At 71.8% G+C, this 23,872-nt stretch carries 26 protein-coding genes; 13 read left to right on the plus strand and 13 right to left on the minus strand.

Going from position 1 to position 23,872, the window contains the following annotated elements:
* The 3 genes from PSH25_RS30195 to PSH25_RS30205 form a co-directional block, all read left to right on the plus strand.
* A partial coding sequence (locus PSH25_RS30195) for an ATP-binding SpoIIE family protein phosphatase (RefSeq protein ID WP_238662284.1) occupies positions 1-885 on the plus strand: 885 nt, incomplete at its 5' end.
* Between the two features lie 26 nt (positions 886-911).
* Entirely contained in the window at positions 912-1,589 is a 678-nt protein-coding gene (locus PSH25_RS30200) for an HAD family hydrolase (protein WP_238662286.1), read from the plus strand.
* Between the two features lie 106 nt (positions 1,590-1,695).
* On the plus strand, positions 1,696-2,991 hold the full coding sequence (locus PSH25_RS30205; protein WP_238662287.1) for a cation:proton antiporter: 1,296 nt from the start codon (positions 1,696-1,698) through the stop codon (positions 2,989-2,991).
* Between the two features lie 41 nt (positions 2,992-3,032).
* On the opposite strand, the gene PSH25_RS30210 is transcribed toward PSH25_RS30205, so the two are convergent.
* Entirely contained in the window at positions 3,033-3,992 is a 960-nt protein-coding gene (locus PSH25_RS30210) for an NAD(P)/FAD-dependent oxidoreductase (RefSeq protein WP_238662289.1), read from the minus strand.
* Between the two features lie 84 nt (positions 3,993-4,076).
* Between PSH25_RS30210 and PSH25_RS30215 the strand changes: the two genes are divergently transcribed.
* Positions 4,077-4,310, plus strand: a complete 234-nt coding sequence (locus tag PSH25_RS30215) for a DUF3072 domain-containing protein (RefSeq protein WP_238662311.1) — start codon at positions 4,077-4,079, stop codon at positions 4,308-4,310.
* 90 nt (positions 4,311-4,400) lie between these two features.
* Here PSH25_RS30215 and PSH25_RS30220 read toward each other — a convergent pair whose 3' ends face one another.
* The 3 genes from PSH25_RS30220 to PSH25_RS30230 form a co-directional block, all read right to left on the minus strand.
* Positions 4,401-4,910: a metallophosphoesterase family protein gene (locus PSH25_RS30220; RefSeq protein WP_238662291.1), complete on the minus strand. Its 510-nt coding sequence runs from the start codon at positions 4,908-4,910 to the stop codon at positions 4,401-4,403.
* A 129-nt stretch (positions 4,911-5,039) separates the two neighbouring features.
* Entirely contained in the window at positions 5,040-7,916 is a 2,877-nt protein-coding gene (locus PSH25_RS30225; protein WP_238662293.1) for a ricin-type beta-trefoil lectin domain protein, read from the minus strand.
* 150 nt (positions 7,917-8,066) lie between these two features.
* A complete protein-coding gene (locus PSH25_RS30230) occupies positions 8,067-9,896 on the minus strand; it encodes a glycoside hydrolase family 15 protein (RefSeq protein WP_238662295.1) in 1,830 nt (609 codons plus the stop codon).
* 111 nt (positions 9,897-10,007) lie between these two features.
* Between PSH25_RS30230 and PSH25_RS30235 the strand changes: the two genes are divergently transcribed.
* Positions 10,008-10,595: a YflT domain-containing protein gene (locus tag PSH25_RS30235; RefSeq protein ID WP_238662296.1), complete on the plus strand. Its 588-nt coding sequence runs from the start codon at positions 10,008-10,010 to the stop codon at positions 10,593-10,595.
* 52 nt (positions 10,596-10,647) lie between these two features.
* Here PSH25_RS30235 and PSH25_RS30240 read toward each other — a convergent pair whose 3' ends face one another.
* The 3 genes from PSH25_RS30240 to PSH25_RS30250 form a co-directional block, all read right to left on the minus strand.
* Complete coding sequence (locus PSH25_RS30240) at positions 10,648-10,965, minus strand: DUF6506 family protein (protein WP_238662297.1); 318 nt, start codon at positions 10,963-10,965, stop codon at positions 10,648-10,650.
* 93 nt (positions 10,966-11,058) lie between these two features.
* Positions 11,059-11,649, minus strand: a complete 591-nt coding sequence (locus tag PSH25_RS30245; protein WP_238662298.1) for a DUF1684 domain-containing protein — start codon at positions 11,647-11,649, stop codon at positions 11,059-11,061.
* Between the two features lie 33 nt (positions 11,650-11,682).
* Positions 11,683-12,252 (minus strand): TetR/AcrR family transcriptional regulator, encoded by a 570-nt coding sequence (locus tag PSH25_RS30250; RefSeq protein ID WP_238662299.1) that lies wholly within the window; start codon positions 12,250-12,252, stop codon positions 11,683-11,685.
* Positions 12,253-12,312: 60 nt separating this feature from the next.
* Here PSH25_RS30250 and PSH25_RS30255 point away from each other — a divergent pair, with 60 nt between their 5' ends.
* Complete coding sequence (locus tag PSH25_RS30255; protein ID WP_238662300.1) at positions 12,313-12,801, plus strand: FBP domain-containing protein; 489 nt, start codon at positions 12,313-12,315, stop codon at positions 12,799-12,801.
* 63 nt (positions 12,802-12,864) lie between these two features.
* On the opposite strand, the gene PSH25_RS30260 is transcribed toward PSH25_RS30255, so the two are convergent.
* On the minus strand, positions 12,865-13,398 hold the full coding sequence (locus PSH25_RS30260; RefSeq protein WP_238662301.1) for a GNAT family N-acetyltransferase: 534 nt from the start codon (positions 13,396-13,398) through the stop codon (positions 12,865-12,867).
* Between the two features lie 156 nt (positions 13,399-13,554).
* Here PSH25_RS30260 and PSH25_RS30265 point away from each other — a divergent pair, with 156 nt between their 5' ends.
* Both PSH25_RS30265 and PSH25_RS30270 read left to right on the plus strand, forming a co-directional pair.
* Complete coding sequence (locus PSH25_RS30265; protein WP_238662302.1) at positions 13,555-14,037, plus strand: MarR family winged helix-turn-helix transcriptional regulator; 483 nt, start codon at positions 13,555-13,557, stop codon at positions 14,035-14,037.
* Positions 14,038-14,048: 11 nt separating this feature from the next.
* Positions 14,049-15,035: a pirin family protein gene (locus PSH25_RS30270; protein WP_238662303.1), complete on the plus strand. Its 987-nt coding sequence runs from the start codon at positions 14,049-14,051 to the stop codon at positions 15,033-15,035.
* A gap of 63 nt (positions 15,036-15,098) precedes the next feature.
* Here the strand turns inward: PSH25_RS30270 and PSH25_RS33795 are convergent, their stop codons facing one another.
* Complete coding sequence (locus tag PSH25_RS33795) at positions 15,099-15,227, minus strand: hypothetical protein (RefSeq protein WP_274528164.1); 129 nt, start codon at positions 15,225-15,227, stop codon at positions 15,099-15,101.
* Positions 15,228-15,361: 134 nt separating this feature from the next.
* Here PSH25_RS33795 and PSH25_RS30275 point away from each other — a divergent pair, with 134 nt between their 5' ends.
* A complete protein-coding gene (locus PSH25_RS30275; RefSeq protein ID WP_238662304.1) occupies positions 15,362-16,951 on the plus strand; it encodes a phospholipase D family protein in 1,590 nt (529 codons plus the stop codon).
* On the opposite strand, the gene PSH25_RS30280 is transcribed toward PSH25_RS30275, so the two are convergent.
* Positions 16,900-17,649 (minus strand): acetoacetate decarboxylase family protein, encoded by a 750-nt coding sequence (locus tag PSH25_RS30280; protein WP_238662305.1) that lies wholly within the window; start codon positions 17,647-17,649, stop codon positions 16,900-16,902. The genes PSH25_RS30275 and PSH25_RS30280 overlap by 52 nt on opposite strands.
* A gap of 376 nt (positions 17,650-18,025) precedes the next feature.
* Here PSH25_RS30280 and PSH25_RS30285 point away from each other — a divergent pair, with 376 nt between their 5' ends.
* Positions 18,026-18,850 (plus strand): SigB/SigF/SigG family RNA polymerase sigma factor, encoded by an 825-nt coding sequence (locus tag PSH25_RS30285; protein WP_238662306.1) that lies wholly within the window; start codon positions 18,026-18,028, stop codon positions 18,848-18,850.
* Positions 18,851-18,957: 107 nt separating this feature from the next.
* Here PSH25_RS30285 and PSH25_RS30290 read toward each other — a convergent pair whose 3' ends face one another.
* From PSH25_RS30290 to PSH25_RS30300, 3 genes are read right to left on the minus strand one after another with little or no spacing between them, the layout of a single operon-like run.
* Positions 18,958-19,548: a GNAT family N-acetyltransferase gene (locus PSH25_RS30290; RefSeq protein WP_238662307.1), complete on the minus strand. Its 591-nt coding sequence runs from the start codon at positions 19,546-19,548 to the stop codon at positions 18,958-18,960.
* The gene (locus PSH25_RS30295; RefSeq protein WP_238662308.1) at positions 19,545-21,056 is read right to left on the minus strand and encodes an APC family permease; all 1,512 of its coding nucleotides are present in this window, start codon (positions 21,054-21,056) and stop codon (positions 19,545-19,547) included. Before PSH25_RS30295 ends, PSH25_RS30290 begins: the two co-directional genes overlap by 4 nt.
* Positions 21,057-21,104: 48 nt before the next feature.
* On the minus strand, positions 21,105-21,731 hold the full coding sequence (locus tag PSH25_RS30300; protein WP_238662309.1) for a GOLPH3/VPS74 family protein: 627 nt from the start codon (positions 21,729-21,731) through the stop codon (positions 21,105-21,107).
* 183 nt (positions 21,732-21,914) lie between these two features.
* Between PSH25_RS30300 and PSH25_RS30305 the strand changes: the two genes are divergently transcribed.
* The 3 genes from PSH25_RS30305 to PSH25_RS30315 all read left to right on the plus strand — a co-directional run.
* Positions 21,915-22,739 (plus strand): helix-turn-helix domain-containing protein, encoded by an 825-nt coding sequence (locus PSH25_RS30305; protein ID WP_308193759.1) that lies wholly within the window; start codon positions 21,915-21,917, stop codon positions 22,737-22,739.
* A 40-nt stretch (positions 22,740-22,779) separates the two neighbouring features.
* A complete protein-coding gene (locus PSH25_RS30310) occupies positions 22,780-22,980 on the plus strand; it encodes a DUF397 domain-containing protein (protein ID WP_238662310.1) in 201 nt (66 codons plus the stop codon).
* A 28-nt stretch (positions 22,981-23,008) separates the two neighbouring features.
* On the plus strand, positions 23,009-23,872 hold an 864-nt coding region (locus PSH25_RS30315), incomplete at its 3' end, for a DEAD/DEAH box helicase (RefSeq protein WP_372492885.1).

Below are 23,872 nucleotides of genomic sequence, written 5' to 3' on the forward strand. Positions count from 1 at the left end.
CTGGCCCTGGCCGACCCGGCGCCCGCCGCGGTCCTGGCCGGCCTGGACCGGCTGGTGACCAGCCTCGGCGCGGAGGCCGGCACCCACGAGCTGTTCGTCACCGTGGCGTTCGGGGTGATCGACGCGGAGCGGCGGGAGCTGACCCTGTCCAGCGCGGGTCATCCCGCGCCGCTGATCCGCCGGGGCGACCCGGAGGGCCGGTTCCACGCCGAGTACGTCGACATCTCGGCCGGACCGCCGCTGGGGCTGGGCGGTCGGCCGGGCACCACGACCGTCGCGTTCCGTCCCGGTGACACCCTGCTGCTGTTCAGCGACGGGGTGGTGGAACGCCGCCGGCAGAGTCTGAGCGCCGGGCTGGCCGGGCTGAGCGACGCCGTCGCCAAGGCCGGCAGCGGCGACCCGCGCGCGCTCTGCGCGGTGGCCACCGCGGCGGTTCCGGGCGGCACCGAGGACGACGTGGCCGTGCTGGCGGTCGAGCACGCGCTCAAACCGAGTCGTTCGGCGAGCATGGAGGTGCCCGCGGAGCCGACCGCGCCCAGCCGGGTCCGGCACTGGCTGACCGGGCAGCTCACCGAGTGGCAGGTGCCCGAGTCGGTGATCGGGGCGGCGGTGCTCTGCACCAGCGAGCTGACCACCAACGCGTTGCTGCACGCCGGCACGGCCGCCCGGGTGGAGATCGACCTCAGCGCCGAGCGGCTGCTCGTCTCGGTCGCGGATTCCGGCACCCGCGGCACCGTGACCCGGGCCCGCACCGACACGTTGAGCAGTCGCGGGCGTGGCCTCGGCCTGATCGAGGAGCTCAGCGACGCCTGGGGTACCGACCCGTCGGTGCGCGGCTCCACGGTCTGGTTCGAGATCCTCACGCCGCCGGCCGCGCATTCCTGAGACTTTCCCGGGGTAGGAGGACGTCCATGCGTACCGACCGGCCCGCCGGGGTCCTCTTCGACGTCGACGGAACCCTTGTCGACACCACCTACCTGCACACCGTGAGCTGGTGGGAGGCGCTACGCCAGACCGATCAGCCGGTGCCGATGGCGGTGGTGCACCGCTCGATCGGGATGGGGTCGGACAAACTCCTTGACCACCTCCTCGGCCCGGAACGGGACCGCGACGCCGACTCGAAGCTGCGCGACGCGCACGACACCCTCTACGCCGAGTACTGGGAACGACTCACGCCGCTACCCCGGGCGGCCGACCTGTTGCGCGCCTGCGCCGAGCGGGGGATGCGGGTGGTGCTGGCCACCTCCGCCTCGGAACCCGAGGTGGCCGCGCTGCGCCGGGCGCTGGCCGCGGACGACGTGATCGACACGGTCACCTCCTCCGCGGACGCCCAGCAGAGCAAGCCGGCACCGGACATCCTGGTCGCCGCGCTCGATCAGTCCGGGTTGGCCGCCGAGCGGGTGGTCTTCGTCGGCGACTCGGTGTGGGACGTCGCCGCGGCCGGGAAGTTGGACATTCCGTGTGTGGGCCTGACCTGCGGTGGCACCAGCCGCGGCGAGCTCGCCGGCGCGGGTGCCGTGGCGGTGTACGACGACCCGGCCGCGCTGCTGAACGAACTGGCCGACTCGCCACTCACCCGGCCCCGGTGAGGATCACTCGGGTTCACCGGCGCGTACGCGCATAGCCGGAGCCCTTGCGGGGCAAGGTCTGTCACCACCTGCCCGCGCCTCGCGGGTGCGGCGGAAGGGTGGTGCCGTGGAGCCGGTAGATGTGGCGTTCGCGCTGGTTGGCCTGGGCGCTCTGCTCGCGGGCATCCTGCCGCGGGTGCTGGAGCGGCGCCCGCTGTCCATGCCGATCGCCTTTCTCGCCCTCGGCATGCTGGTGTTCCTGCTGCCGGTCGGGCTGCCGTCACCGGACCCCCTGGCCCACCCGGAGCTGACCACCCATCTCACCGAGATCGGGGTGATCGTCGCGCTGATGGGCGCCGGGCTGAAGATCGACCGGCCGTTGAGTTGGCGGCGGTGGTCGTCCACCTGGCGCCTGCTGGCGATCGCGATGCCCGTGTGCATCGCGGCGGTGGCCCTGCTCGGCTGGTGGTGGGCGGGGCTGGTGCCGGCCGCCGCGCTGTTGTTGGGCGCCGCGCTGGCGCCCACCGATCCGGTGCTCGCCGCCGACGTGCAGGTTGGCGAACCGACCGACGTGGAGGACTCCGAGGACGAGGTCCGATTCGCGTTGACCTCCGAGGCCGGCCTCAACGACGGGCTGGCGTTCCCGTTCGTCTACGCGGCCATCGCCATCGCCTCGACCAGCCTCGCCCCGAGCGACTGGTTGGCCGAGTGGTTCACCGTGGACGTGCTCTGGAAGATCAGCGTCGGCGTCGGCGGTGGCCTGCTCATCGGCTGGTTGCTCGGCAAGCTGTTCTTCCGCGCGCCCAGCGAGCTGCGGCTGGCCCGGCACGCCGAGGGCTTCCTGGCGCTGGCCGCCACGTTCCTGGCGTACGGGCTGGTGGAGGTGGTCGGCGGGTACGGCTTCCTGGCGGTGTTCGTGGCCGCCCGGGCCATCCGGGCCGCCGAGCGAACCCACGAGTTCCACTCGGTGCTGCACGACTTCGCCGAGCAGGTCGAACGGCTACTCACCCTGGTGCTGTTGCTGCTGCTCGGCGGCGCGATCGTGGGTGGCCTGCTGGGCCCGCTGACCTGGCCGGCGGCCGCCGTCGGGCTGGCGCTGGTGTTCCTGGTACGGCCGCTGGTCGGCTGGTTGTCGTTGCGCGGCGCGCCGGGGCGTCCGGCCGAGCACTGGGTCATCTCGTTGTTCGGCATTCGCGGCGTCGGCTCGTTCTACTACCTCGCGTACGCCACCACCAAGGCCGACTTCCCGCAGGCCGAGCTGCTCTGGGCGACCGTCGGGCTGGTGGTGCTCGTCTCCGTCGTGGTGCACGGCATCACGGCGACGCCGGTGATGCAGCTGCTGGACCGGGAGGGAGAGCGGACCTCCGACCCGGCCGAGCGGGACGCCGACGCTCGACCCGTCGCGGCAGCCGGCCACGCCTGAGCGCATCTCTCACGCCGGACGGGCACGCCTGAGCGCGTGTCTCAGGCCAGGCGGGCGGCCAGCGCGCGGCCCAGGTCCCGGCCGGAGCGCCAGGCGCTCTGCACCCGGGGCTTGCCGAACGCGTCGCCGGCCAGGCCGATGTTGTCGGTGTCGAGGTGGTGGGTGGTGCCGGCGGCGTCGCTTGTCGGCTTCGCGTACGTCCAGCGGTGCACGTGCACGTCGACGGCCTTTTCGGGCAGCCCCAGCAGGTCCCGGACGGCCTGCTCGATCGCCGGGCCGGCCCCGGTGGGCTGGGCCAGGTGCCCGGCCGCGAACTCCGGCACGGTGTGCGCGACCAGCACCGGCGCGCCGTCACCGCGCCGGTCCCCGTCGTCGCAGACGAGGTTGAGGACCGGGTGCTCGTTGACGAACGCGCCCCGGAAGTCCGGCCAGCGCCGGGTCGGGAAGCGCAGCACCGCGGCCAGCGACGGCGACCATTGTTGCTCCTGCACGACCCGGGTGGCGTCGGTCAGGGCCGGGTCGAGCAGCAGGGCGGCCTGCGGGCCCGGCATGGCCAGGGCGACCGCCGCGCACGACTGTCCGTCCACGATCGGGCCGGGCTCCACGGTGAGCACCAGCCGGTCGACGGTCACCGGCACCGCGCCGGCCAGGTGTTCGACCAACGAGCGCAGCCCTCGGGGGGCGGCGAAGCGCATCGGCCCGGGCACCTCGTGGTTCCCGCTCCGGTCGTACGCCTGGAAGGTGTCGGTCCACTCGCGGACCAGCCCGGCGGCACGCCACTGCTCGACAAGTGCGGCGAAGTCCGGGTCGGTGGCGGTGAAGTAGGCGGCGCCGATGTCCGCCGGCCGGCCCTGGAAGCGTTTGCTGGCCATCCGGCCACCGCAGACGTGCCCCCGCTCCCGGACCTGCACCGGCACACCGGCCCGGGTCAGCTCGACCGCACAGGCCACCCCGGCGATGCCCGCCCCGACCACCACGACACCCGACCGGTCCACCGTCATCCGATGATCGTAGGTGGCGGCGTTCCGGCATGAACCACCGGCGATCGGGGTACTGGCACACCTGTTCGAAAAGAAAGGGTGATGATGATGACGGACCGCCGCACCGAGCAGGCCGACCAGAACGCCGCGATCAAGGACCCGGACGAGTGGGTCACCGGCGACGAGCCGCCGACCGCCGCTCAGGAATCCTACCTGAGCACGCTGGCCCGGGAAGCCCATGCCGACCTCCCGGACGACCTGACCAAGGCCGAGGCGTCCAAGCGCATCGACGAGCTCCAGGCCGAGACGGGCCGAGGCCAGCAACCCCGCTCCCTTTGACCCGCGATCTTGCACTTTCTGTCGCGACAAAAGGCCACGCAAGGCACGAATCGTCGACAGCAAGTGCAAGATCGCGGGTGACGGGTGGGGTCAGGGGCGGGTCGGGCGGGGTAGGCGGTGCAGCCGCACCTCGCTCAGGCTGCCCGCGTGCACCTCGGCTGTGAGGTAGGTGGCGTGGGGTTGGGAGCGGCGGTCGGTGGGTGAGCCGGGGTTGAGCAGGCGCAGCCCACCGGGCGCCTCGGTGTCCCAGGGGATGTGCGAGTGCCCGAAGACCAGCAGGTCGACGTCGGGGAACCGGGCCGCGCACCGTTTCTCGCGACCGGTCCGTTGACCGGTCTCGTGCACCACCGCGACCCGCAGGCCGTCGAGTTCGACCCGGGCCACCTCCGGCAGCCGGGCGCGCAGCGCCGGGCCGTCGTTGTTGCCGTACACACCGATCAGTCGGCGCGATCGCGCGGTCATGGCGTCGAGCAGCGCCTCGTCCACCCAGTCGCCGGCGTGCACCACCACGTCGGCCGCCTCGATGGCCGCCCAGAGCGGCCCGGGTAGGTCCCGGGCCCGCTTCGGTACGTGGGTGTCCGCCGTGAGCACCAGCCGCATACCGGCATTGTCCCCCGAGTCCCGGCCGTCCACCCGGGGGACGTGGGTGGACGGCCGGGCTCCGCCTCCGCCGCCCGGCCCCGTGCGTCAGCGACGCTCGGGTACGGGGCCGAGCCGGTCAGGGGGCGGTCACGGCAGGGTCCAGCGTTGCGCCCCGGTGCCGTTGCAGGTCCAGATCCGCAGTTGCCGGCCGTCGGTGAGGTCCGAGTTGGGGATGTCGAGGCATCGGCCGGACTGGGGGTTGCGCAGGCTGCCGTCCGGTTGGGCGGCCCACTGCTGGGCCCCGCTGCCGTTGCAGTCGTAGAGCTGCACGAGGGTGCCGTCGGTGGTGCCGCTCGCCTTCACGTCCAGGCACTTGGCGAGCCCCCGCACCGTACCGTCGCCGGGTAGGGTCCAGCGCTGCGCGGCGGTGCCGTTGCAGGTCCAGGTCTGCACCTTGGTGCCGTTCGCGGTCTGGCTGGAGGCGATGTCGGCGCACTTGCCGAGGGCCTTGATCTCACCGGTGCGCGCACCGCCGGTGCCGACGCCCGGGCCGGTGAAGGTGTAGCTGTCCACGTCCAGCAACGCCCCGCTGCCGCCGGTGACGACCAGGTACAGGTCGTGGGTGCCGTCGTCGGGCCTGGTCACCGTGGCGCTCAGCTCGGTGTAGTTGTCCCAGCCACCGGTGTTCGGCACCGCGATCCGGGCGACCTCGGTGCCGGTCGGTGAGTCGTACCGGAAGGAGAGGGTGCCCCCGGGGCCGCCGGAGGAGACGCGCGCCCGGACGCCGGTGATCCCCTTGAGGCTCACCGCGTGGTGCCGGACGCTCTCGCCGTTCTGGACGTCACCCAGCCGCTTGCCACCCTCGGCCGCCGCCTGGTCGATCACCTTGGGGCCGTTGAGCTGGACGAAGTGCTCGGCCTGCCACTGTTTCGGGTAGAGGCTGATCTCCTGCTCGCCGGTGAGCGCGGCCGAGCCGGTCGCGCCGCGATCGGTGTAGCTGCCCCGCAGGACGAAGAACAGCACCGAGTCGGGGCCGGCGTGCACCGGGCCGGTGTTGAAGGTCGCGCCGCAGCCAGTCCCCTCCCCCTCCTCGTGGGCGTGCTCCTGGTGGCCCAGCGCGGCCCGGACGACCACCGCCGAGCAGGCCGGCGTGCCGTCCTGCGGGTCGCTGGCCGAGGCGCCCACCGCCAGGTCCTGCCCCCAGTCGAAGAGCCCGCCGGCGGGCAGTCCGGTGAGGGTGACCGTGGGCCGGTTGTTGCCGACCACCACCGACACCACGGTGGTCGCGCTGCGGCCGGTGCCGTCGTTGACGGTGAGCCGGGCGCTGTAGCTCCCGTTCGCGGAGTACGTGAAGGACGGGTTCGCGGCGGTCGAGTCGGTGCTGCCGTTGTTGGTGAAGTCCCAGGCGTACGTCAGCGGGTCGCCGTCCGGGTCCGAGCTGCCGGCGCTGGAGAAGGTCACCGAGAGCGGGGCCAGGCCGTTGTCCCGGTTGACGGTGGCCTTGGCGACCGGCGACCGGCCACCCTGGACGTAGTTGATTTTGTAGAGACCGGCGTCGACCGCGCCGGAGAAGTAGCCGCTGCCGTACTCCAGCAGGTAGAGCGAGCCGTCCGGGCCGAACTGCCAGTCGATCGGGTGGACGAGCTTCATGCCGGCGAGCACCGGCTCGATCACGGTCGGCGCCCCGGTGGAGGGGTTGCCGTTGTCGAACTGGACCTCCTTGATCCAGTTGCGGCAGTACTCGGAGATCAGCCACTTGTTGTCGTAGTAGGCCGGCCACTTCACGTCCGAGACGAGGTTCGGGTCGTAGTGGTAGACCTCGACGTGGTTGGGCGACCCGCACCCGCCAGGGTTGTCCAGCGCCGGCCAGTCCTCGCTGCCGCCGTGCTGCTCCCAGACCAGTGCCGGTTTCGTCGGTGGAAGCTGCTGGACGCCCGTGTTGCGGGGTGAGTTGTTGACCGGGCCGGTCGACCCGCCGCAGGGGAACCAGCCGCGCGGCGTGGCGGTGGCGAAGTCCCAGTCGTTGTAGGCGACGTTCGGACCGCCGCAGTACGGCCAGCCGTAGTTGCCGGGCCCGTTGGCCCGGTTGAACTCGTCGTACGCCGCCGGGCCACGGTTGGCGAGGTCGACGCCGGCATCCGGGCCGACCTCACCCCAGTAGAGGGTGTTGTTGGCCTTGCGGTCCACCCAGATCCGGTACGGGTTGCGCACGCCCATCACGTAGATCTCCGGGCGCGTGCGCGCGGTGCCGGCGGCGAAGAGGTTGCCGGCGGGGACGGTGTAGCTGCCGTCGTTCTCCGGGTGGATCCGGTTGATCTTGCCGCGCAGGTCGTTGGTGTTGCCGGAGGTGCGCTGGGCGTCGTACTGGGCGTTGCGGCTCGTCCGCTCGTCGATCGGGGCCATCCCGGCGGAGTCGCCGCCGGAGTTGGTGTTGTCGCCGACGGCGAAGTACAGGTTGCCGGCGGTGTCCCAGCTCATCGAGCCGGCCGAGTGACAACACAGATCGCGTTCGGTGGGCCACTCGATGAGCACGTCCTCACTGCCCGGGTCGAGCAGCAGGGTGGACGGGTTGAAGGTGAACCGACTGATCCGGTTGACCAGTGGGGTGACCTTCGGCGAGTAGAAGAGGTAGACCCAGCGGTTGGTCGCGAAGCTCGGGTGCAGGGTGATGCCGATCAGGCCGTCCTCGAAGCGGGCGTCCAACGCCAGGGTCAGGGCGACAGTGGTGGACCTCGTCGCCGGGTTGTAGAGGCGGACCTGACCACCGGCGCTGCTGGTGCCCCGGTTGATGTAGAAGACCTTGCCGTCGGGGGCGACTGCCAGTTCGATCGGTTCGCCCATGGAGAGACCGCCGTCGAGGGCGACCTTCTCGAAACCGACGGTGGCGGGCGGGGCGAGGGCGGCGGCCCGGGCCGGGGACGCGGCGGCCGGGCGAACGGTCGCCTGCGGGACGAGGCAGAGGGCGACCAGGACGGTGAGCAGGGTGGTGGCGCTGACGAGACGTCGGCGCGGTGTGCGGGACACGAGACCTCCAGCTGTCCGGGATCTCGGTGCCGCTCCCGCCGACTGGAGGAGCACCGCAGGGTGTCCCGGACATTAACGCCTTTCCCTGGAAAGCGATAGAACTTCGCGTCAACAGATAGAAAGTTGTCACGATCTCCGCGAAAGTCCGGCTCAGCGGCGCACCGGGGAGAAGTACGCCGGGGGCATTCCGCACTGCCGCAGCGTCGGGTCCCGCTCGACGTCGGTCAGCACACCGGCGGCGTTGATCAGGCCGATGTGGGAGAACGCCTGGGGGAAGTTGCCCAGCTGCTCCCCGGTCAGCGGGTCGATCTGCTCGGCGAACAGGCCGAGGTCGTTGACCCGCTCCGCCAACCCCCGGAACAACTCGTGTGCCCGGTCCCGCTCACCGGCCAGCGCCAGGCAACACACCAGCCAGAACGAGCAGATGACAAACCCCGCCGGGTCGCCGTCCCAGCGCCGCAGCAGGCCGTCGTGGGAGAGCCGCTGCTCCACCGCAGTCATCGTCGAGCGCATCCGCGGGTCGTCGGCCCGCAGAAATCCGACCAGCGGCATCACCAACACCGAGGAGTCCAGGTCGTCGGATTCGAAACTCCCGACGTACGACTGGAGCCGCTCGCTCCAGCCCTGCTCGAGCACCTCCTCGCGCACCGCGTCGCGGGCGGCCGCCCAGCGGGCCACGTCCTGCGGCTCGCCGAGCTTGTCACCGAAGCGGACCGCCCGATCCAGGGCCACCCAGCACTGCACCTTCGAGGACACGTGGTGGTGCTGGGTGCCGCGCTCCTCCCACATGCCCGCGTCGGGCAACGCCCAGTCCCGCTCGGCCTGGTCGGCGAGCACCCGAAGAACGTGCTGCACCTCCGGGCCCAGCGGCTCCAGCTTGTCGCGCATCAACCAGGCGGCATCCATCGCCTCGCCGAAGATGTCGGTCTGCCGCTGCTGCCACGCATCGTTGCCGATCACCACCGGTGGGCTGTCGCGGTAGCCGCCGAGCTGTTCCAGCCGATGCTCGGTGAGGTCCCGTTCCCCCAGCACCCCGTACATGATGGGCACCGGCCTGTCGTCGACGCGGCCCATCGCCCGACCCAACCAGGCGAACTGCCGCTGCACCTCGTCCAGGCACGCCGACCGCCACAGCGCCCGCAGGGTCAGGCTGAAGTCGCGCACCCAGACGTAGCGGTAGTCGTAGTTGCGGTCCCCGCCGAGTTCCTCCGGCAGCGAGGTGGTCACCGAGGCCACCACCGCACCGCTGGGCCGGTACGTCATGCCCTGCACCACCAGCCGGCTGCGCCGCACCTGCTCGGCGTAGAGCCCGTCGTACGGGTGCTCGGCCGCCCAGGAACGCCAGCCGGCGACGGTGTCGGCGATGGTCTGGTCGGCGTCCGGCACCTCGGGCAGCGGAGCGTCGTAGGTCGGGGCGTACCCCAGGGTGAAGTTGTGTCTGGTGCCGGCGCGGGCGGTGAACGTCCCGGTGGCCTCGCCGTCGCCGGCGGTCAACCGCATGCTGCCGCGCAGGGTGAGTCGGGCGGCCCCGGCGATGGCCTCCAGCATGTCCTCCCGCTCGATCAGGTAGGCGATGGTGCGGCCGTACTCGAAGCGCGGTCGGTAGTGCACCCGCATCGGCACCGAACCGGACAGCCCCTCCACCGAACGGACCAGCACCTGCGGCGAGTGCAGGCCGATGTCGTGGCCACGCGAGCCGGGCTCGAAGGCGAGCGCGTCGGTCAGCGCGACCTTCCCCTGCGTGGTGTGGAAGACCGTCCGCAGCACCAGGGTGTCGTCGAGGTAAGAGCGTTCGACCCGGTAGTCGCCCTCCGGCCGGATCGACCAGTGCCCGGCGTTGTCGTCGAGCAGCCGCCCGAACACGGACGGGGCGTCGAACCGGCCCGGGCACCACCAGTTCACCGAGCCCGAGGCGTCCACCAGCGCCGCGCTGCGGCTGTCGGCGAGGAACCCGTAGTCGCTGATCTGTCCGCTCTCCACCTGACTGGCTACCCGGGCAGTCCGCTCCCATGCCCCTCCGGCCCGGCGGTGGACACCGCGTTACCGCTCGGCCTGGAGGGGAACCCCGGCAGCTGACGAGGGAGGATGCTCATGACGTCAGCTTCGGGGCCGACCGCCGCCTGGCGGCCCGGCACACAGGGTGGCGACCTGCTTCCATCCGGGCCGGCCGGCCGCCTGTCGACACCGGCCGGGGACGGCCACGGGCCGGAGAGCGGCCCGCCGACCGTGACGATCGGCTCGTACCCGGACTATCCGACCGCGCAGCGGGTCGTCGACTACCTGGCCGACAACCGCTTTCCGGTGGAGCACAGCGCCATCGTCGGCACCAACCTCACCCTGGTGGAGACGGTGCTCGGGCGCATGACCACCGGCCGAGCCGGCCTGCTCGGCGCCGGGACCGGCGCCTGGTTCGGGCTCTTCATCGGCCTGTTGTTCGGCATCTTCACCGTCGGCAACTGGCTGGCGGTGATCCTGGTCGGACTGGTCATCGGTGCGATCTGGGGTGCCGTGTTCGGCGCGGTCGCGCACGCGATGACGGGCGGCCAGCGCGACTTCACCTCGGCCAGCTCACTGCGCGCCGGCCAGTACGCGGTGACCGTCGACGCACAGCTCGCCGACCAGGCGCGACAGCTGCTCGGTCGGATGCAGATGCCCAGCTCGGCGACGAACGCCCGCTGAGCGACGACCGACCGGCCGTCCCGGCGACACGCCGGGGCGGCCGTTTCGTCGTTCAGTCGGGCTGAGCCTCGAACAGTTCGCCGTACCGCGTGGCGCCGCGCACCGAGTCCACCGCGAACGTGACGTGCCCGACCGGCACCCGCCCACCGATGGCCTCGGCCACCCGTGCCGCTGCCGGCAGCGCGAAACCGCCGCACAGCTCGATCAGCGCGACTCCCTCGGCCAGCAGGTCCACCGCCACGGCGGGGGCCAGCACCGGGTCCGGCACGGGCACGAGGTAGGTGCGTTGGCCGTCGCGGTCCAGCACGACCCGGTCGGCAACGGGGTCGCTGCCCGGGTGCTCATAGATGTACGCCCAGCTGACCGTCATCAGACCACTCCCCCTCGCGGATCGGTGACGTCGACCGTAGGCGTTGAACGCGACTTGAGGTCAAGCCGCGCGACGCCACGGGGATCGAGCCGATCAATAGGTCTTGTACGCCAGCTCGCCGGCGGGCAGCGGCACGTCGACCCGGTTCTCGGGTGGCGCCAGCGGGCAGGCCCAGCGGTCGTCGTAGGCGCAGCTCGGGTTGTAGAGGTAGTTGGCGTCCAACCGGACCCGGTCGCCGGGCAGCAACTGCACACCCCGGCCGAAGGTGCCCTTGACCGTGTCGGTGAGGTACCGGCCTCCCCCGTAGCTCTCCCGCCCGCAGGTGCCGTCGCGCAGCGGCACGAACAGCCCGCCCCCGTACGCCTCGATCCACCACAGGGTCAGCGGCCCCCATGACGTCTCGGCAACCGCCACCCGCCGGTACGCGATCACCCCGTCCGGCCCGCCGGTGTCGATGCGCAGCTCACCGCTGGCCGGCCGCAGGGGCGCCTCGACCACGGCCTCGGGGTTGGGCGGGAAGTAGCGCACTCCGGCGAAGTCGGGTCGCTCCGCCACGGGGATCGGGCTCTGCGGGTGGGTGGCGAAGAGTTCGTCGCGGCCGGCGCGGAAGCCGGCCAGGTCGACGTCGGACAGGTACAGCCGGGCGACCCGCTCACGCCAGTCGGCCAGCTTGAGATCATCCACGCCACCGAGCCTATGCCGTGGCGCTGCGGCACCTCAGCGCGACGGCCAGTTGGTGAGGACGGCGTCGAGGGCGTCCAGGGTGCGCGACCACGAGTCGTCGGTGGGGCGTGGGGTGTGCCGGAAGCCGCCGGTCTGCTCCAGGCTGACGAACCCGTGGAACGTGCTGTGCATCATCCGCACCGCGTCGGTCTGGTCGGGCTCGGAGAGCCGGTAGCCGCGCAGGATCGCCCGGGTCATCTCGGCGTGCCGCACGCCCGCGCTCGCCGCGGCGGTCTCCGGGTCAAGGTCGATCTGCATGGCGGCGTAGCGGCCCGGGTGCTCCCGCGCGTAGTCGCGGTACGCGTTGGCGAAGGCCACCAGCGCGTCCTTGCCGGCCCGGCCGGCGAGCGCGGCGGCGACCCGGTCGGCCAGCTCGGCCAACGCCAGCAGGGCGATCCTGACCCGCAGGTCGTGTGCGTTCCTGAGGTGGAAGTACAGACTCGCGTCCTTCACCCCGAACCGGCGCGCGAGCGCGGCAACCGTCACGTTCTCCACACCCACCTCGTCGGCCAGCTCGGCTCCGGCCAGCGTCAGGCGCTCCACGGTCACCCCGGCGCGTGCCATCCACCACACTCCAAACCTAGCCACGTTAATGGTTTGCCTAGTAGGGCTAGGCTACTACCTATGTTAGTCCTGACCGAATCCGCCATCCGCGCATCCTTCGTCAACTGCAGCCGGGGCGAGGCGAAGCGGCTGGCCGTACCCAACGATCTTGAAATGCGACCCTGGGACGACCTCGACTTTCTCGGCTGGCGGGATCCCTCCGCGCCCCAGCGGGCCTACCTGGTCGCCGAGACCGACGGCAAGCTGGCCGGGGTGGTGCTGCGGGCCGCGACGCACCAGACGGGGCGCGTGCGGCACGGCATGTGCTCGTTCTGTCTGACCACGCACCTCGGCGGTGGCGTCTCGTTGATGACCGCCCCCAAGGCCGGTCCGAGCGGACGGCAGGGCGATTCCGTCGGCACGTACCTCTGCTCCGACCTGGCCTGCTCGCTCTACCTGCGGGGGAAGAAGCACGCCGGGCCCCCCGCGCCCGAGCCGCTGCCCCTGCCGGAGCGGATCGACCGCGTCAGGACCGCCCTCGCGACCTTCCTCCGCAAGGTCACCGAGTGACGGTCCGAGGCGACCGGGTGCGGCCGGGGCCGAAGCGTGTGCGGACCCCGGCCCGCCCCGGCCCTAGCGGTCGGTGGCCAGACGGGCGTGCAGGTGCTCGTCGTAGCGACGGCCGTCGCCGTACCAGTACGACTCGCGCAGGGTCCCCTCGGCCGGGTAGCCGGCCCGGTCGGCGACCCGGCAGGACGCCGGGTTGGCCACCGCGTGACACAGCTCCACCCGGTGCAGCCCGAGATCCGCGAACGCCCAGTCGGTGAGCCGGACGACGGCGCGTACCGCCACCTGACGCCCCCGTGCCGCGGGCACCGTCCAGTAGCCGATGGACGCGTCGCCGTCGTGGATGTGGTGCAGCGACACCGAGCCCAGCAGTTTGCCGTCGGCCGCCGAGGTGACCGCCATCGAGGCGTGGTCACCGGCTGACCAGTCGGCCCGGCGGCGGACCCAGCGCAGCGCGACCTCGTCGTCGATCGGGCCGCCGCCCTGCGGGTTCCATTGGGCGATCGCCGGGTCGCACAGCGCGTCGCGCACCGCCAGGGCGTCCTCGTCCCGCCACGGGCGCAGCAACAGGTCGGCGGCGGCGAGTTGCACGTGTTCCACGAGGCCGGAGTCTGACACAACCCGCCACCCTCGCACCGCCGGATTACCGGCGGCTTTCTTCAAAGCTGCACAATCTGGCCCTCAGGGCACGCAGGAGTGACCCAGGCAACGCCCAACAGCAGTAGTTAAATTTTGAAAGAATGCTATCGTCATGGCATGACCGAGAGCCTGGACAGCACCCGAGAGGCCGCCTGGCGCGCCTACATCGAGGCCAGCCAGCGTCTCTACACGCAGTTGGAGGAGGACCTGCGGGTCGACAGCGGCCTCAGCTTCGCCGACTACCACGTGCTGGTCCTGCTCTCCGAGGCACCGGGGCAGCGGCTGCGGATGGGCGAGCTGGCCAGCCGGCTGATCTTCTCGCCCAGCCGCCTCACGTACCAGGTCTCCTCCATGCAGCGCCGCGGCCTGGTCAGCAAGGAGCCCTGCCCGGACGACCGGCGCGGCAGCGAGGCGGTGCTCACCGCCGCCGGGCTGCTCGCCCTACGGGAAGCCGCACCCCACCATCTGGCGTCGGTGCGTACCCACCTGATGGACGACCTCGACGATGCCGAGGTCGCCTGCCTCACCCGGGTCTTCGACCGGCTCGGCGAGCGCCTGCGGGCATCGCGGGTCAGCTCGACCACCCCTGCCCCCCGTTAGGAGCCCTCGACATGCCCGCGATCACCGTCGACAACGTTCTCGTCCTGCCCCGCCTGCCTCGACTCGACGAGGCCACCACGATCCGCCCGGTCCGCACGGTGACCACGGCGCCCAGCGGCTTCGAGGGTGAGGGCTTCCCGGTCCGTCGCGCCTTCGCCGGGGTGTCGACCACCGACCTGGACCCGTTCATCCACCTCGACCAGATGGGCGAGGTCGACTACGCGCCGGGCGAGCCCAAGGGCACCCCGTGGCACCCGCACCGCGGCTTCGAGACCGTCACGTACATCATCGACGGCGTCTTCGACCACCAGGACTCCAACGGCGGTGGAGGCACCATCACCGACGGCGACACCCAGTGGATGACGGCGGGCAGCGGCCTGCTGCACATCGAGGCGCCGCCCGAGCACCTGGTGGTGAGCGGCGGGCTCTTCCACGGCACCCAACTGTGGGTCAACCTGCCCCGCTCGGCCAAGATGAACCCGCCCCGCTACCAGGACATCCGGGGTCGGGAGTCGGCGCTGCTCACCACGCCCGACGGCGGCGCCCTGATCCGGGTCATCGCCGGCGAGGTCGCCGGGCACCGCGGCCCGGGCTCGACCTTCACGCCGATCACCATCACGCACGTCACGGTGCAGCCGGGCGCACAGGTCGACCTGCCCTGGCGGCCCGACTTCAACGCCCTGGTGTACGTGCTCGGCGGTCGCGGGACGGTCGGCAGCGACCGGCGGCCGGTGCGTACCGGTCAACTCGCGGTGCACGGCCCGGGCGACGCGCTGCGGTTCAGCGCCGACACGGCGCAGGACAGCAACACCCCGGCGCTGGACCTCTACATCATGGGTGGTCAGCCGATCCGGGAGCCGGTGGCACAGTACGGCCCGTTCGTGATGAACACCCGGGACGAGCTGCTCAAGGCATTCGAGGACTTCCAGGCCGGCCGCCTCGGCGTGATCCCCACCGAGCGGCTCCCGCACACCGGCGGCCAGGGCACCCGGCCCTGACCACCGTCGACCGCTGAGATCGGCGCCGACGCCTCCGGTTCACCCCGGGGCGTCGGCGCCGCCTCAGGAGACCGCAAAAATCCCGGCAACTCCCAGAATCACCATCACCAACACCGCTACCAGCGCACCCCGTTCGCTCTCCACCGCCGGCTCGCGGTGCTCGGTCACGGGATTCGTCGTGTCGCGGGGCATGGTGTGGCCTCCTCGGCTGTTGTCGCGTCGCTTCCAATGGCGTTGGCCAGGTCACCGGACTGTCGGCCTGGCGTGCGGACCCGCGTCGGGGGTCCTACCGTGAGGACGTTGCCGACCTCCAGGGGGGCTGGACGGTGCCATTGCAGGACTGGTTTCTCACCGCAGAGGAACGCGCCAACCCGGTGTCTGGCATACCCGTCTGGACCACGGGAAACCTCGCCGAGCCGTTGATTCACGGTGCCGCGTACTTCGACCGGCTGGTCGACGAGGTCGAGGCCCTGGGCCCCGGGGACCACCTGTTCTTCACCGACTGGCGGGGCGACCCGGACCAGCGGCTGCGCCCGGACGGTCCGACCGTGGCCCAACTCTTCGCGCAGGCCGCTCAGCGCGGTGTCGTGGTCAAGGGGCTGATCTGGCGCTCGCACCTCGACGTCCTGGCGTACAGCGAGGCGGAGAACCGCGACCTCAGCGAGACGATCTCGGCCGCCGGTGGCGAGGTGCTGCTGGACCAACGGGTCCGGCGCGGCGGCTCGCATCATCAGAAGCTCGTGGTGCTGCGGCACCCGGGCGCACCCGAGCGGGACGTCGCCTTCGCCGGTGGGATCGACCTGTGCCACAGCCGCCGCGATGACGCCGCGCACCACGGCGACCCGCAGCCGGTGCAGATGTCCCCCCGGTACGGACCGAATCCGCCCTGGCACGACGTGCAGCTCGCGGTGCGCGGTCCGGTGGTCGGCGCGTTGGACACCCTGTTCCGGGAACGCTGGACCGACCCGATGCCGCTGGACTCGGAGAACCCGATGGCCTACCTGCGGGATCGGCTGCGCGGCTCGGACCTGCGCCCCGACCCGCTGCCCGAGCAACCGGCCGACCCGCCGCCCTGCGGTCCGCACCAGATCCAGGTGCTGCGCACCTACCCCGCCGTCCGGCCCCGGTACTCGTTCGCACCGGACGGGGAGCGGACCGTGGCCCGGGGCTACACCAAGGCGGTACGCCGGGCCCGCCGGCTCATCTACATCGAGGACCAGTACCTCTGGTCGGCCGAGGTCGCGGACCTGTTCGCGCACGCGCTGCGGGACAACCCGGACCTGCACCTGATCGCCGTCGTCCCCCGCCACCCGGACGTGGACGGCAGGCTGGCGTTGCCGCCGAACATGGTCGGGCGCGAGCAGGCGCTGTCACTGTGTGAGCGGGCCGCACCGGACCGGGTGCACGTGTTCGACGTGGAGAACCACGCCGGCGACCCGGTCTACGTGCACGCCAAGGTCTGCGTGGTCGACGACGTCTGGGCCAGCGTGGGCAGCGACAACTTCAACCGGCGGTCCTGGACCCACGACAGCGAGTTGTCCTGCGCGTTGCTCGACGACACCCGGGACCAGCGGGAGCCCACCGACCCCGCCGGGCGGGGCGACGGCGCGCGGACCTTCGCCCGGGACCTGCGACTGCGGCTGTGGCGCGAGCACCTGGACCGTGACCCGGACGGCGCGGACGACGCCGGCCTGCTCGACCCGGCGGACGCCGTAACGGCTGTCACGGCCGCCGCCGACGCGCTCCAGCAGTGGTACGACGACGGCCAGGTGGGGGAACGGCCGCCCGGGCGGCTGCGCCCGCACCGCCCCGAGCGGCTGCCGTGGTACACCCGGGCCTGGGCGCTGCCGGTGTACCGGTTGGTCTACGACCCGGACGGCAGGCCGCTGCGGGCGAGACTGGCCGGCACCTGGTGAACCGGCCGGGCCGGCTCTGGCGTGGCGACCGCGTGCACGCTCAGCCCGCCGGGGTAGGCGAACGACGAGCGCGGTGAGTAGTAGCCGAAGCCGATGGTCAGCGGGTTGGCCGGGCGCAACGCGTACATCGGGTGGCCGGGCTGGAGGAACTCCACCGACTCGATCTCGAACGGGGCGACCGGCTCGGCGACGAACGGGTAGGCCGAACTGAGCAGCTGGCCGTCGCGCCTGGTGAAGTAACGGTGGTGCCCGCTGCTGATCACGTGCCCGGTCTCCCCCACGCGGCACCGCGCCCGGATCAACGGCGTGCCGTCGATCTCCGTCTCGGAGAGCAGGTCCTCGCCGGTCACGTCGATGCGGGTGCGCCCGGCGAGCACCGGTGCGCCGCGGGCGACAGCGTACTCACGGACCCGCCGGCTGGAGGCCACGTAGTGGGTCCACCAGCCACCCGCGTTGAGGCCGCCGGGCGCGTCGACGCCCAGGAGCGAGACGCCGAGGTAGGTCAGCGAGTACGCGCCGAAGCCGGAGGTCTGCGTCTCGTCGTCGACGACGTACTGGTTGAGGAAGACCTGCCGGTCGGGGCGGGGGGAGAGCCCCGGAGGGACCAGCGCGGCGACCGCGTCGGGATCCGCCGGCAGCCAGCTGAAGTAGAGGGTGCGACTGTTCACGACGAGCTGGGGAGCGGCTGGATCGAGCACGGTGCCTCCGAACCGGGTGTGTACACGCGACGCTACGGCCGGTCCCGCCAGCGGGACAAGGACGGATAGTCGACACTCCTGGCGACTTGTCGGATTTCATGTTGACCACTCGACGTGACTCGTGGACCGATCGGCCGAACCGGTCCTCCGACCGGGTAGCGACCTACGGCCGGAACAACGGGTAAGGATCCTCACAGCCACCCCAACTTCCGCGCCACTTGCCCCTTTTGTGGTTGAACACGCCTTAAGTACATCAACCTTTCGGCTAGATTTCTGGGAGACGATCAGGTTAAGGTGACTCCCGAACGGCCCATTGGAAGCTAAACCAAAGCGTCACGTCTTTTTGTCCGCGGACGAGGTGCAGGGAGGACCACCCATGACCGCGCCAACGATCACCGAGCAGCCGAGCGCCGCCGTGAAGACGAGCACCAAGCTCGACCCGCGCGCTCTCACCGACAGCGCCGCCGACCTGCTCAACGCGATGGCGGCGCTGCCCGCCAACCACCCGTCGCGCGCCGCGCTGCGGGACCGGGCGATCGAGGCCTGGCTGCCCCTCGCCAACCACCTCGCCCACCGCTACAGCGGGCGTGGCGAGCCGAACGACGACCTGGCGCAGACCGCCGCGATCGGCCTGATCAAGGCCATCGACAAGTTCGACCCCGAGCGTGGCGTCGACTTCGCCGGTTACGCGATCCCTACCATCATCGGCGAGCTCAAGCGGCACTTCCGGGACCGCACCTGGGACATCCGGGTGCCCCGTCGGCTCCAGGAGCTGCGGCTGGCCATCTCCGACGCCAACAGCTCGCTCCTGCAGACCCTCGGCCGTTCCCCGACGGTCGCCGACATCGCCGCGCACCTCAAGCTCACCGAGGAAGAGGTGCTGGAGGGCCTGGAGGGCGCCCGCGCGTACAACGCGGTGTCGCTGTCCACCCCGACCGGCGACGGCGAGCGCGCCACCGAGCTGGGCGACATGCTCGGCGGCGAGGACGGCGAGTTCGAGCTGGCCGAGCTGCGGGTCGCCCTCGGCCCGGCGCTGGCCACCCTCGACGAGCGCGAGCAGAAGATCCTCACGCTGCGCTTCTACGGCAACCTGACCCAGTCGCAGATCGCCGACCAGATCGGCGTCTCGCAGATGCACGTCTCGCGGCTGCTGACCCGGGCGCTGACCAAGCTGCGCGGCCAGCTCGACGGCACGTACTGACCAGTTCACACGGAGGAGGGCCGGGTCCGTGGACCCGGCCCTCCTCCGTGTCCGCGTTGTCACGTCAACGTGACAACGCGACCACTCGACGTAGCGGTGAGGGCGCGTCAGTGGCCGGCCGGCTCCCGCCACATGGGCCAGAACGGCGTGCCGTCGGGCACCCGGAACGGCTCGCCGGCCAGGTAGCCGTGCTTCGCGTACAGGTCCCGGCTGCGCGGGCTGCTCGCCTCCAGGTACGCCGGCATCCCGTTGGCGTCCAGCCAGGCGTGGTGGTGCCGCATCAGCGCGCTACCCAAACCCTGCCCCTGCCGGTCGGGCCGGGTCGCCAGGAACGCGAGGTGGTGGTGATCCGGATGCGGGTGGTTCGCCGCGAACAGCTCGTCGAGGTGCTGGAACCGGTCGGTCCACTCACCGCAGGCGGCGGCCAGTCGGGCGTCGTAGTCCGCCGGCGGCGGCGCCGGCTCGCCGACCGACGGAAACCAGACCGCGACCGAGGCCCGGTCCGCGGTGGCGTGGACCAGGCCGTGCCGCATCGCGTGCCCGACCAGGATCTCGAAGTCACCGGCCAGCACGGCCTCCCGCTTGCTCGGGTCGGGGACCAGCCAGTACGTCACCTCCAGGGCGGTGAACGCCTCTGCGATCCGACCGGCCACGAGGGCGGTCTCCTCCGGCCCGAGCCGCTCGATGACCACGCTCATCGGGTCACCTCCACGGCGGCCGGCGCGTCCGGCTTGATCGCGGCGGCGGCGCTCGCCGCCCCCAGGCCGATCCGGGCGTACGTGTCCGGGCGGTTGCTGCGCAGCAGCAGGGCCCAGCCGATGCCCAGCAGGGCGGCCACCGGGTACGCGGTGGGCAGCGCCCAACGCAGCGTGGAGTCCGGCGCGACGCCGAGCAGGTTGGCGAAGTTCGACACGGCCAACCAGATGATCACGAAGAGCGCGATGGTGGCCAGGCCGGGCGCGATGGCCCGCCGCCAGAGGTTCTCGCCGCCGGCGGAGCGGGCGAAGTAGGCGATCACCGCCACCGAGGTGGTGGCGATCAGCAGCAGGACGCCGAAGCCGCCGGTGGTGCCCACCCAGAAGAACAGCTGGACCACCGGGTCCCAGCCGTTGACCGCGTACAGCAGGATGACCAGCAGCCCGAGGGCGCTCTGCGCCACCGAGGCGGCCCGCGGCGCCCCGGTACGGGCCGAGGTCTGCCCGAACACCGCCGGCAGCACCCGCTCCCGACCGAGCGCGAAGGTGTAGCGGGCCGTGGTGTTGTGGAACGAGATCATCGCGGCGAGCACCGAGGTCAGGAAGAGCACCTGCCCGATGGTGACCGCGGTGTCGCCGAGCTGCGCGGCGGCCAGGTTGAAGATCAGCCCGACGCTCTGCTCGCCGGACTCGGCGACGATCCGGTCCTGCCCGACGGCGACCGTCATGGTCCAGGACGACAGCGCGTACAGCCCGGCGATGATCGCCACCGAGAGGTAGGTGGCCAGCGGCACGGTCCGCTTCGGGTCCTTGCTCTCCTCACTGAAGACCACCGCCGACTCGAAGCCGACGAAGCCGAGGACGGCCAGCACCAGCACCGCGCCGACACCCGGCACGAAGAGGTTGTCCGGCGAGAACGAGGCGAAGCTGACCCGACCGTCGGCCGGGTTGCCGAGCTGTCCCAGGTCGAAGACGAGGACCACCACGATCTCGGCGACCAGCAGCGCGGCCAGGACCAGGCCGTTGAGGTCGACCCGGAGCAGGCCGAGCAGGCCGACCAGTGCCCACGCCACCAACGCCACCACGGCCCAGTGCGGGTGCCCGCCGAAGAGCCGGTCGAGCACCGGCTCGGCCGCGACACCGATGGTGCCGTACAGCCCGACCTGCAGCGCGTTGTACGCGATCAGCGCGACCCAGGCGGCGCCCACGCCGGCCGGTCGGCCGAGACCGCGGGAGATGTAGGCGTAGAAGGCGCCGGCGTTCTCCACCCGGCGGGACATCGCCACGTAGCCCACCGAGAACAGGGCGAGCACCGCGGCGATCAGCAGGAAGGCCAGCGGGATGCCGGTCACCCCGATGACGCCGTAGCCGGTGGTGACGACGCCGGCCACCACGGTCAGCGGCGCGGCGGCGGAGAGGACGAAGAAGATCACCGAGGGGATGCCGAGACGGCCCCGGGCCAGGGCTTCGGAGACGTTGCTGGGTCGGTCGACTGTCGATGTCGGGGGCATACGACTACTCCGATTGTCGAGGGGAGGGTTGGGGGTTGCCGGAGGGGATCAGGGGATGCCGCGCAGCACGGCGGCGCCGACGGCGGCCTCGGTGTGCCCGACGAGTTCCTTGAGGGGGGCCGGCAGCGCGGGGATGAGGACGTTCAGCCGGTGGTGCGCGCGGGGGCCGGCGCTCCACAGCACCTCGCGGGTCAGCCCCGCGGCCACGACCAGGCCGAGCAGCAGGGCGTCCGGCACGCCGGGCGGGTCCGGGCGGTCCAGCAGGGCCCGCAGCCGGGTGGCCGGCCAGGCCACCGCGTTGAGGTCGATCGGCAGGTAGCTGACCGTGGTACGCAGCAGCCGGCGACTCTCCTGGCGACGCAGCACCCCGGCACGAGCCAGCCGCTCCCCCACCGAGGCGGTCGCGCTCTGCGCCAGGAAGCTCAGCCAGGTGCGCAATTCCCGGTGCTGGGACTCGCCGACCAACTGGTCCAGCACGGTGTGCGCCAGGGCGTCGGCCGGCGGGCGTCGGTCGATGACAGTGATCTGCCCGGCCATGACGGTGATGTGTCCATAAAGGATCAGCTCGCCGAGGAGCCCGCCGGCCAGCCCGAGCCCGGTCGCCGCCGGGTGCAGTTTGGCCTTGCCACGACTGTCGTTGTGTGCGATCAGGAAGAACTCGTCGGCGATGAGCAACGGTCCTCCCGCACAGGTGTGTCCACAGTGATCGCGACCGGGAAAGGATGCACCGACAGCTACTGCAACGCAACTCCCAGATTTGAAAGTTGCACTCCGTGCAGGCGCGACCTGCGGATCTTGTCGTGGCAGACTCGGACGGTGACCGCCACTCCCACCATCCGACCCGCCGCCAGCCCGACCGTGCGGCGACGCCGCATCGCGCGGGAGCTCCGCCAACTTCGGGAACGCGCGGGCATGACCCTCGATGTGGCCGCGCGCCAGCTCGACATGTCGAAGAGCAACCTCTCCCGGATCGAGACCGCGCAGATCGGCATCAAACCGCGCGACGTCCGGGCCGCCCTCGCGCTGTACGAGGTGACCGGTTCGGATGCCGAAGCGTTGATCGAGATCGCCCGGGGGGCACAGCAGCGCGGCTGGTGGCAGAACTACAGCGACGTGCTCCCCGAGTGGTTCGAGTTCTACGTCGGGCTGGAGGCCGAGGCGGCGGCACTGCGGACGTACGAGGCCGAGTCGGTACCCGGGCTGCTGCAGACCGAGGCGTACGCCCGGGAGATCTTCCGGCGCACCGCCGGCGAGGACGGCCTGGAGCGCAAGATCGCCGCCCGACTGCGCCGACAGGAGGTGCTGCGCCGCGAGGACCCGGTCGACCTGTCGGTGATCCTCAACGAGGCGGTGCTGCTGCGCCCGGTTGGCGGCACCGCGGTGATGGCCGAACAACTGGTCCACATGAGCCGAATCGCGCAACTACCCAACGTAACAATTCAGGTACTTCCATTCGCGGCCGGCGGGCATCCGGCCATGAGCACCCCGTACGTGATCCTCAACTTCGCCGATGCCGCCGACGCGTCCGTGGTTTACCTGGATAACCTCACGATGGGACTGGCTCTGGAGGATGCCGATCATGTGCTCGGGTATAGCCTTCTGCACGAGGAGCTGTGCCGGATGGCGCTCGATCCGACGGCGTCGATGACCCGTCTTGAGCAGGCTTCTCGTAACTTTGCGTGACCGCTCTGCGGCACGCCGACGCAGACGAGAGGTACCGCGGATGACGGCGTACGACCTGACCCGAGCGGACTGGCGCACCAGCACGCGCAGCAGTGGCAACGGCAACTGCGTGGAGGTCGCGACAGTCGACGGTCAGGTCGCCGTCCGGGACAGCAAGGACCGCTCCGGCCCGGTGCTCGCCTTCGGCGTAACGGCCTGGCGGGCCTTCGTGCTCGGCGTCGGCGAGGTCCGTCGCTCCTGACGCACCCGTCCCGGTGCGAGACTGGGCCGTGCTCTCCGACGTAACCCTTGACCTGCCGGTCCGTCCGGTGCTGCCGGCGTTGGTCGCGGCACTCGACGCGGCCGGCGCCGGTGTGCTGGTGGCCCCGCCGGGCACCGGCAAGACCACCCTCGCGCCGCTGGCCGTGGCCGACCGGGTGACCGGTCGGGTGGTGATCGCCCAACCCCGCCGGGTGGCGGCTCGTGCCGCGGCCCGGCGGATGGCCGAGCTGCTCGGCGAACGGGTCGGTGAACGGGTCGGCTATGCGGTGCGCGGTGAGCGCCGGGTCGGCCCGGCCACCCGGATCGAGGTGGTCACCACCGGCCTGCTGGTCCGGCGGCTGCACCACGACCCGGAGCTTCCGGGCACGGGTGCCGTGCTGCTCGACGAGTGCCACGAACGCCAACTCGACGCCGACCTCGCGCTGGCCTTCACCGTGGAGGCGCGCGCCACCCTCCGGCCCGACCTGTGGCTGCTGGCCATGTCGGCGACCCCCGACACCGACCGGTTCGCCGCGCTGCTGGGTGGACCCACTCCCGCCCCGGTGGTACGGGCCGACTCGGCGTTGCATCCGGTGCAGCGGATCTGGGTGCCCCCGGCCCGCCCGATCGCCCCGCCCGGGGCCGGGCCGGTGGACCGGGCCCTGCTCGACCACGTGGCCGCCACCGTCCGGCGGGCGCTGCGTGAGCACGACGGCGACGTGCTCGTCTTCCTGCCCGGGGCCGGCGAGATCGCGGCGGTCACCGGCCGCCTGAGCGACCTGCGGGACGCGGTCGCGCTGCTGCCGCTGCACGGCCGTCAACGGGGCGCCGAGCAGGATGCCGCCCTGCGTCGCGCGGACCGACGGCGGGTGGTGCTGGCCACCGCGCTGGCC

It is taken from the genome of Micromonospora foliorum, from assembly GCF_022229015.1.
In the GTDB taxonomy this organism is placed as follows: domain Bacteria; phylum Actinomycetota; class Actinomycetes; order Mycobacteriales; family Micromonosporaceae; genus Micromonospora; species Micromonospora foliorum.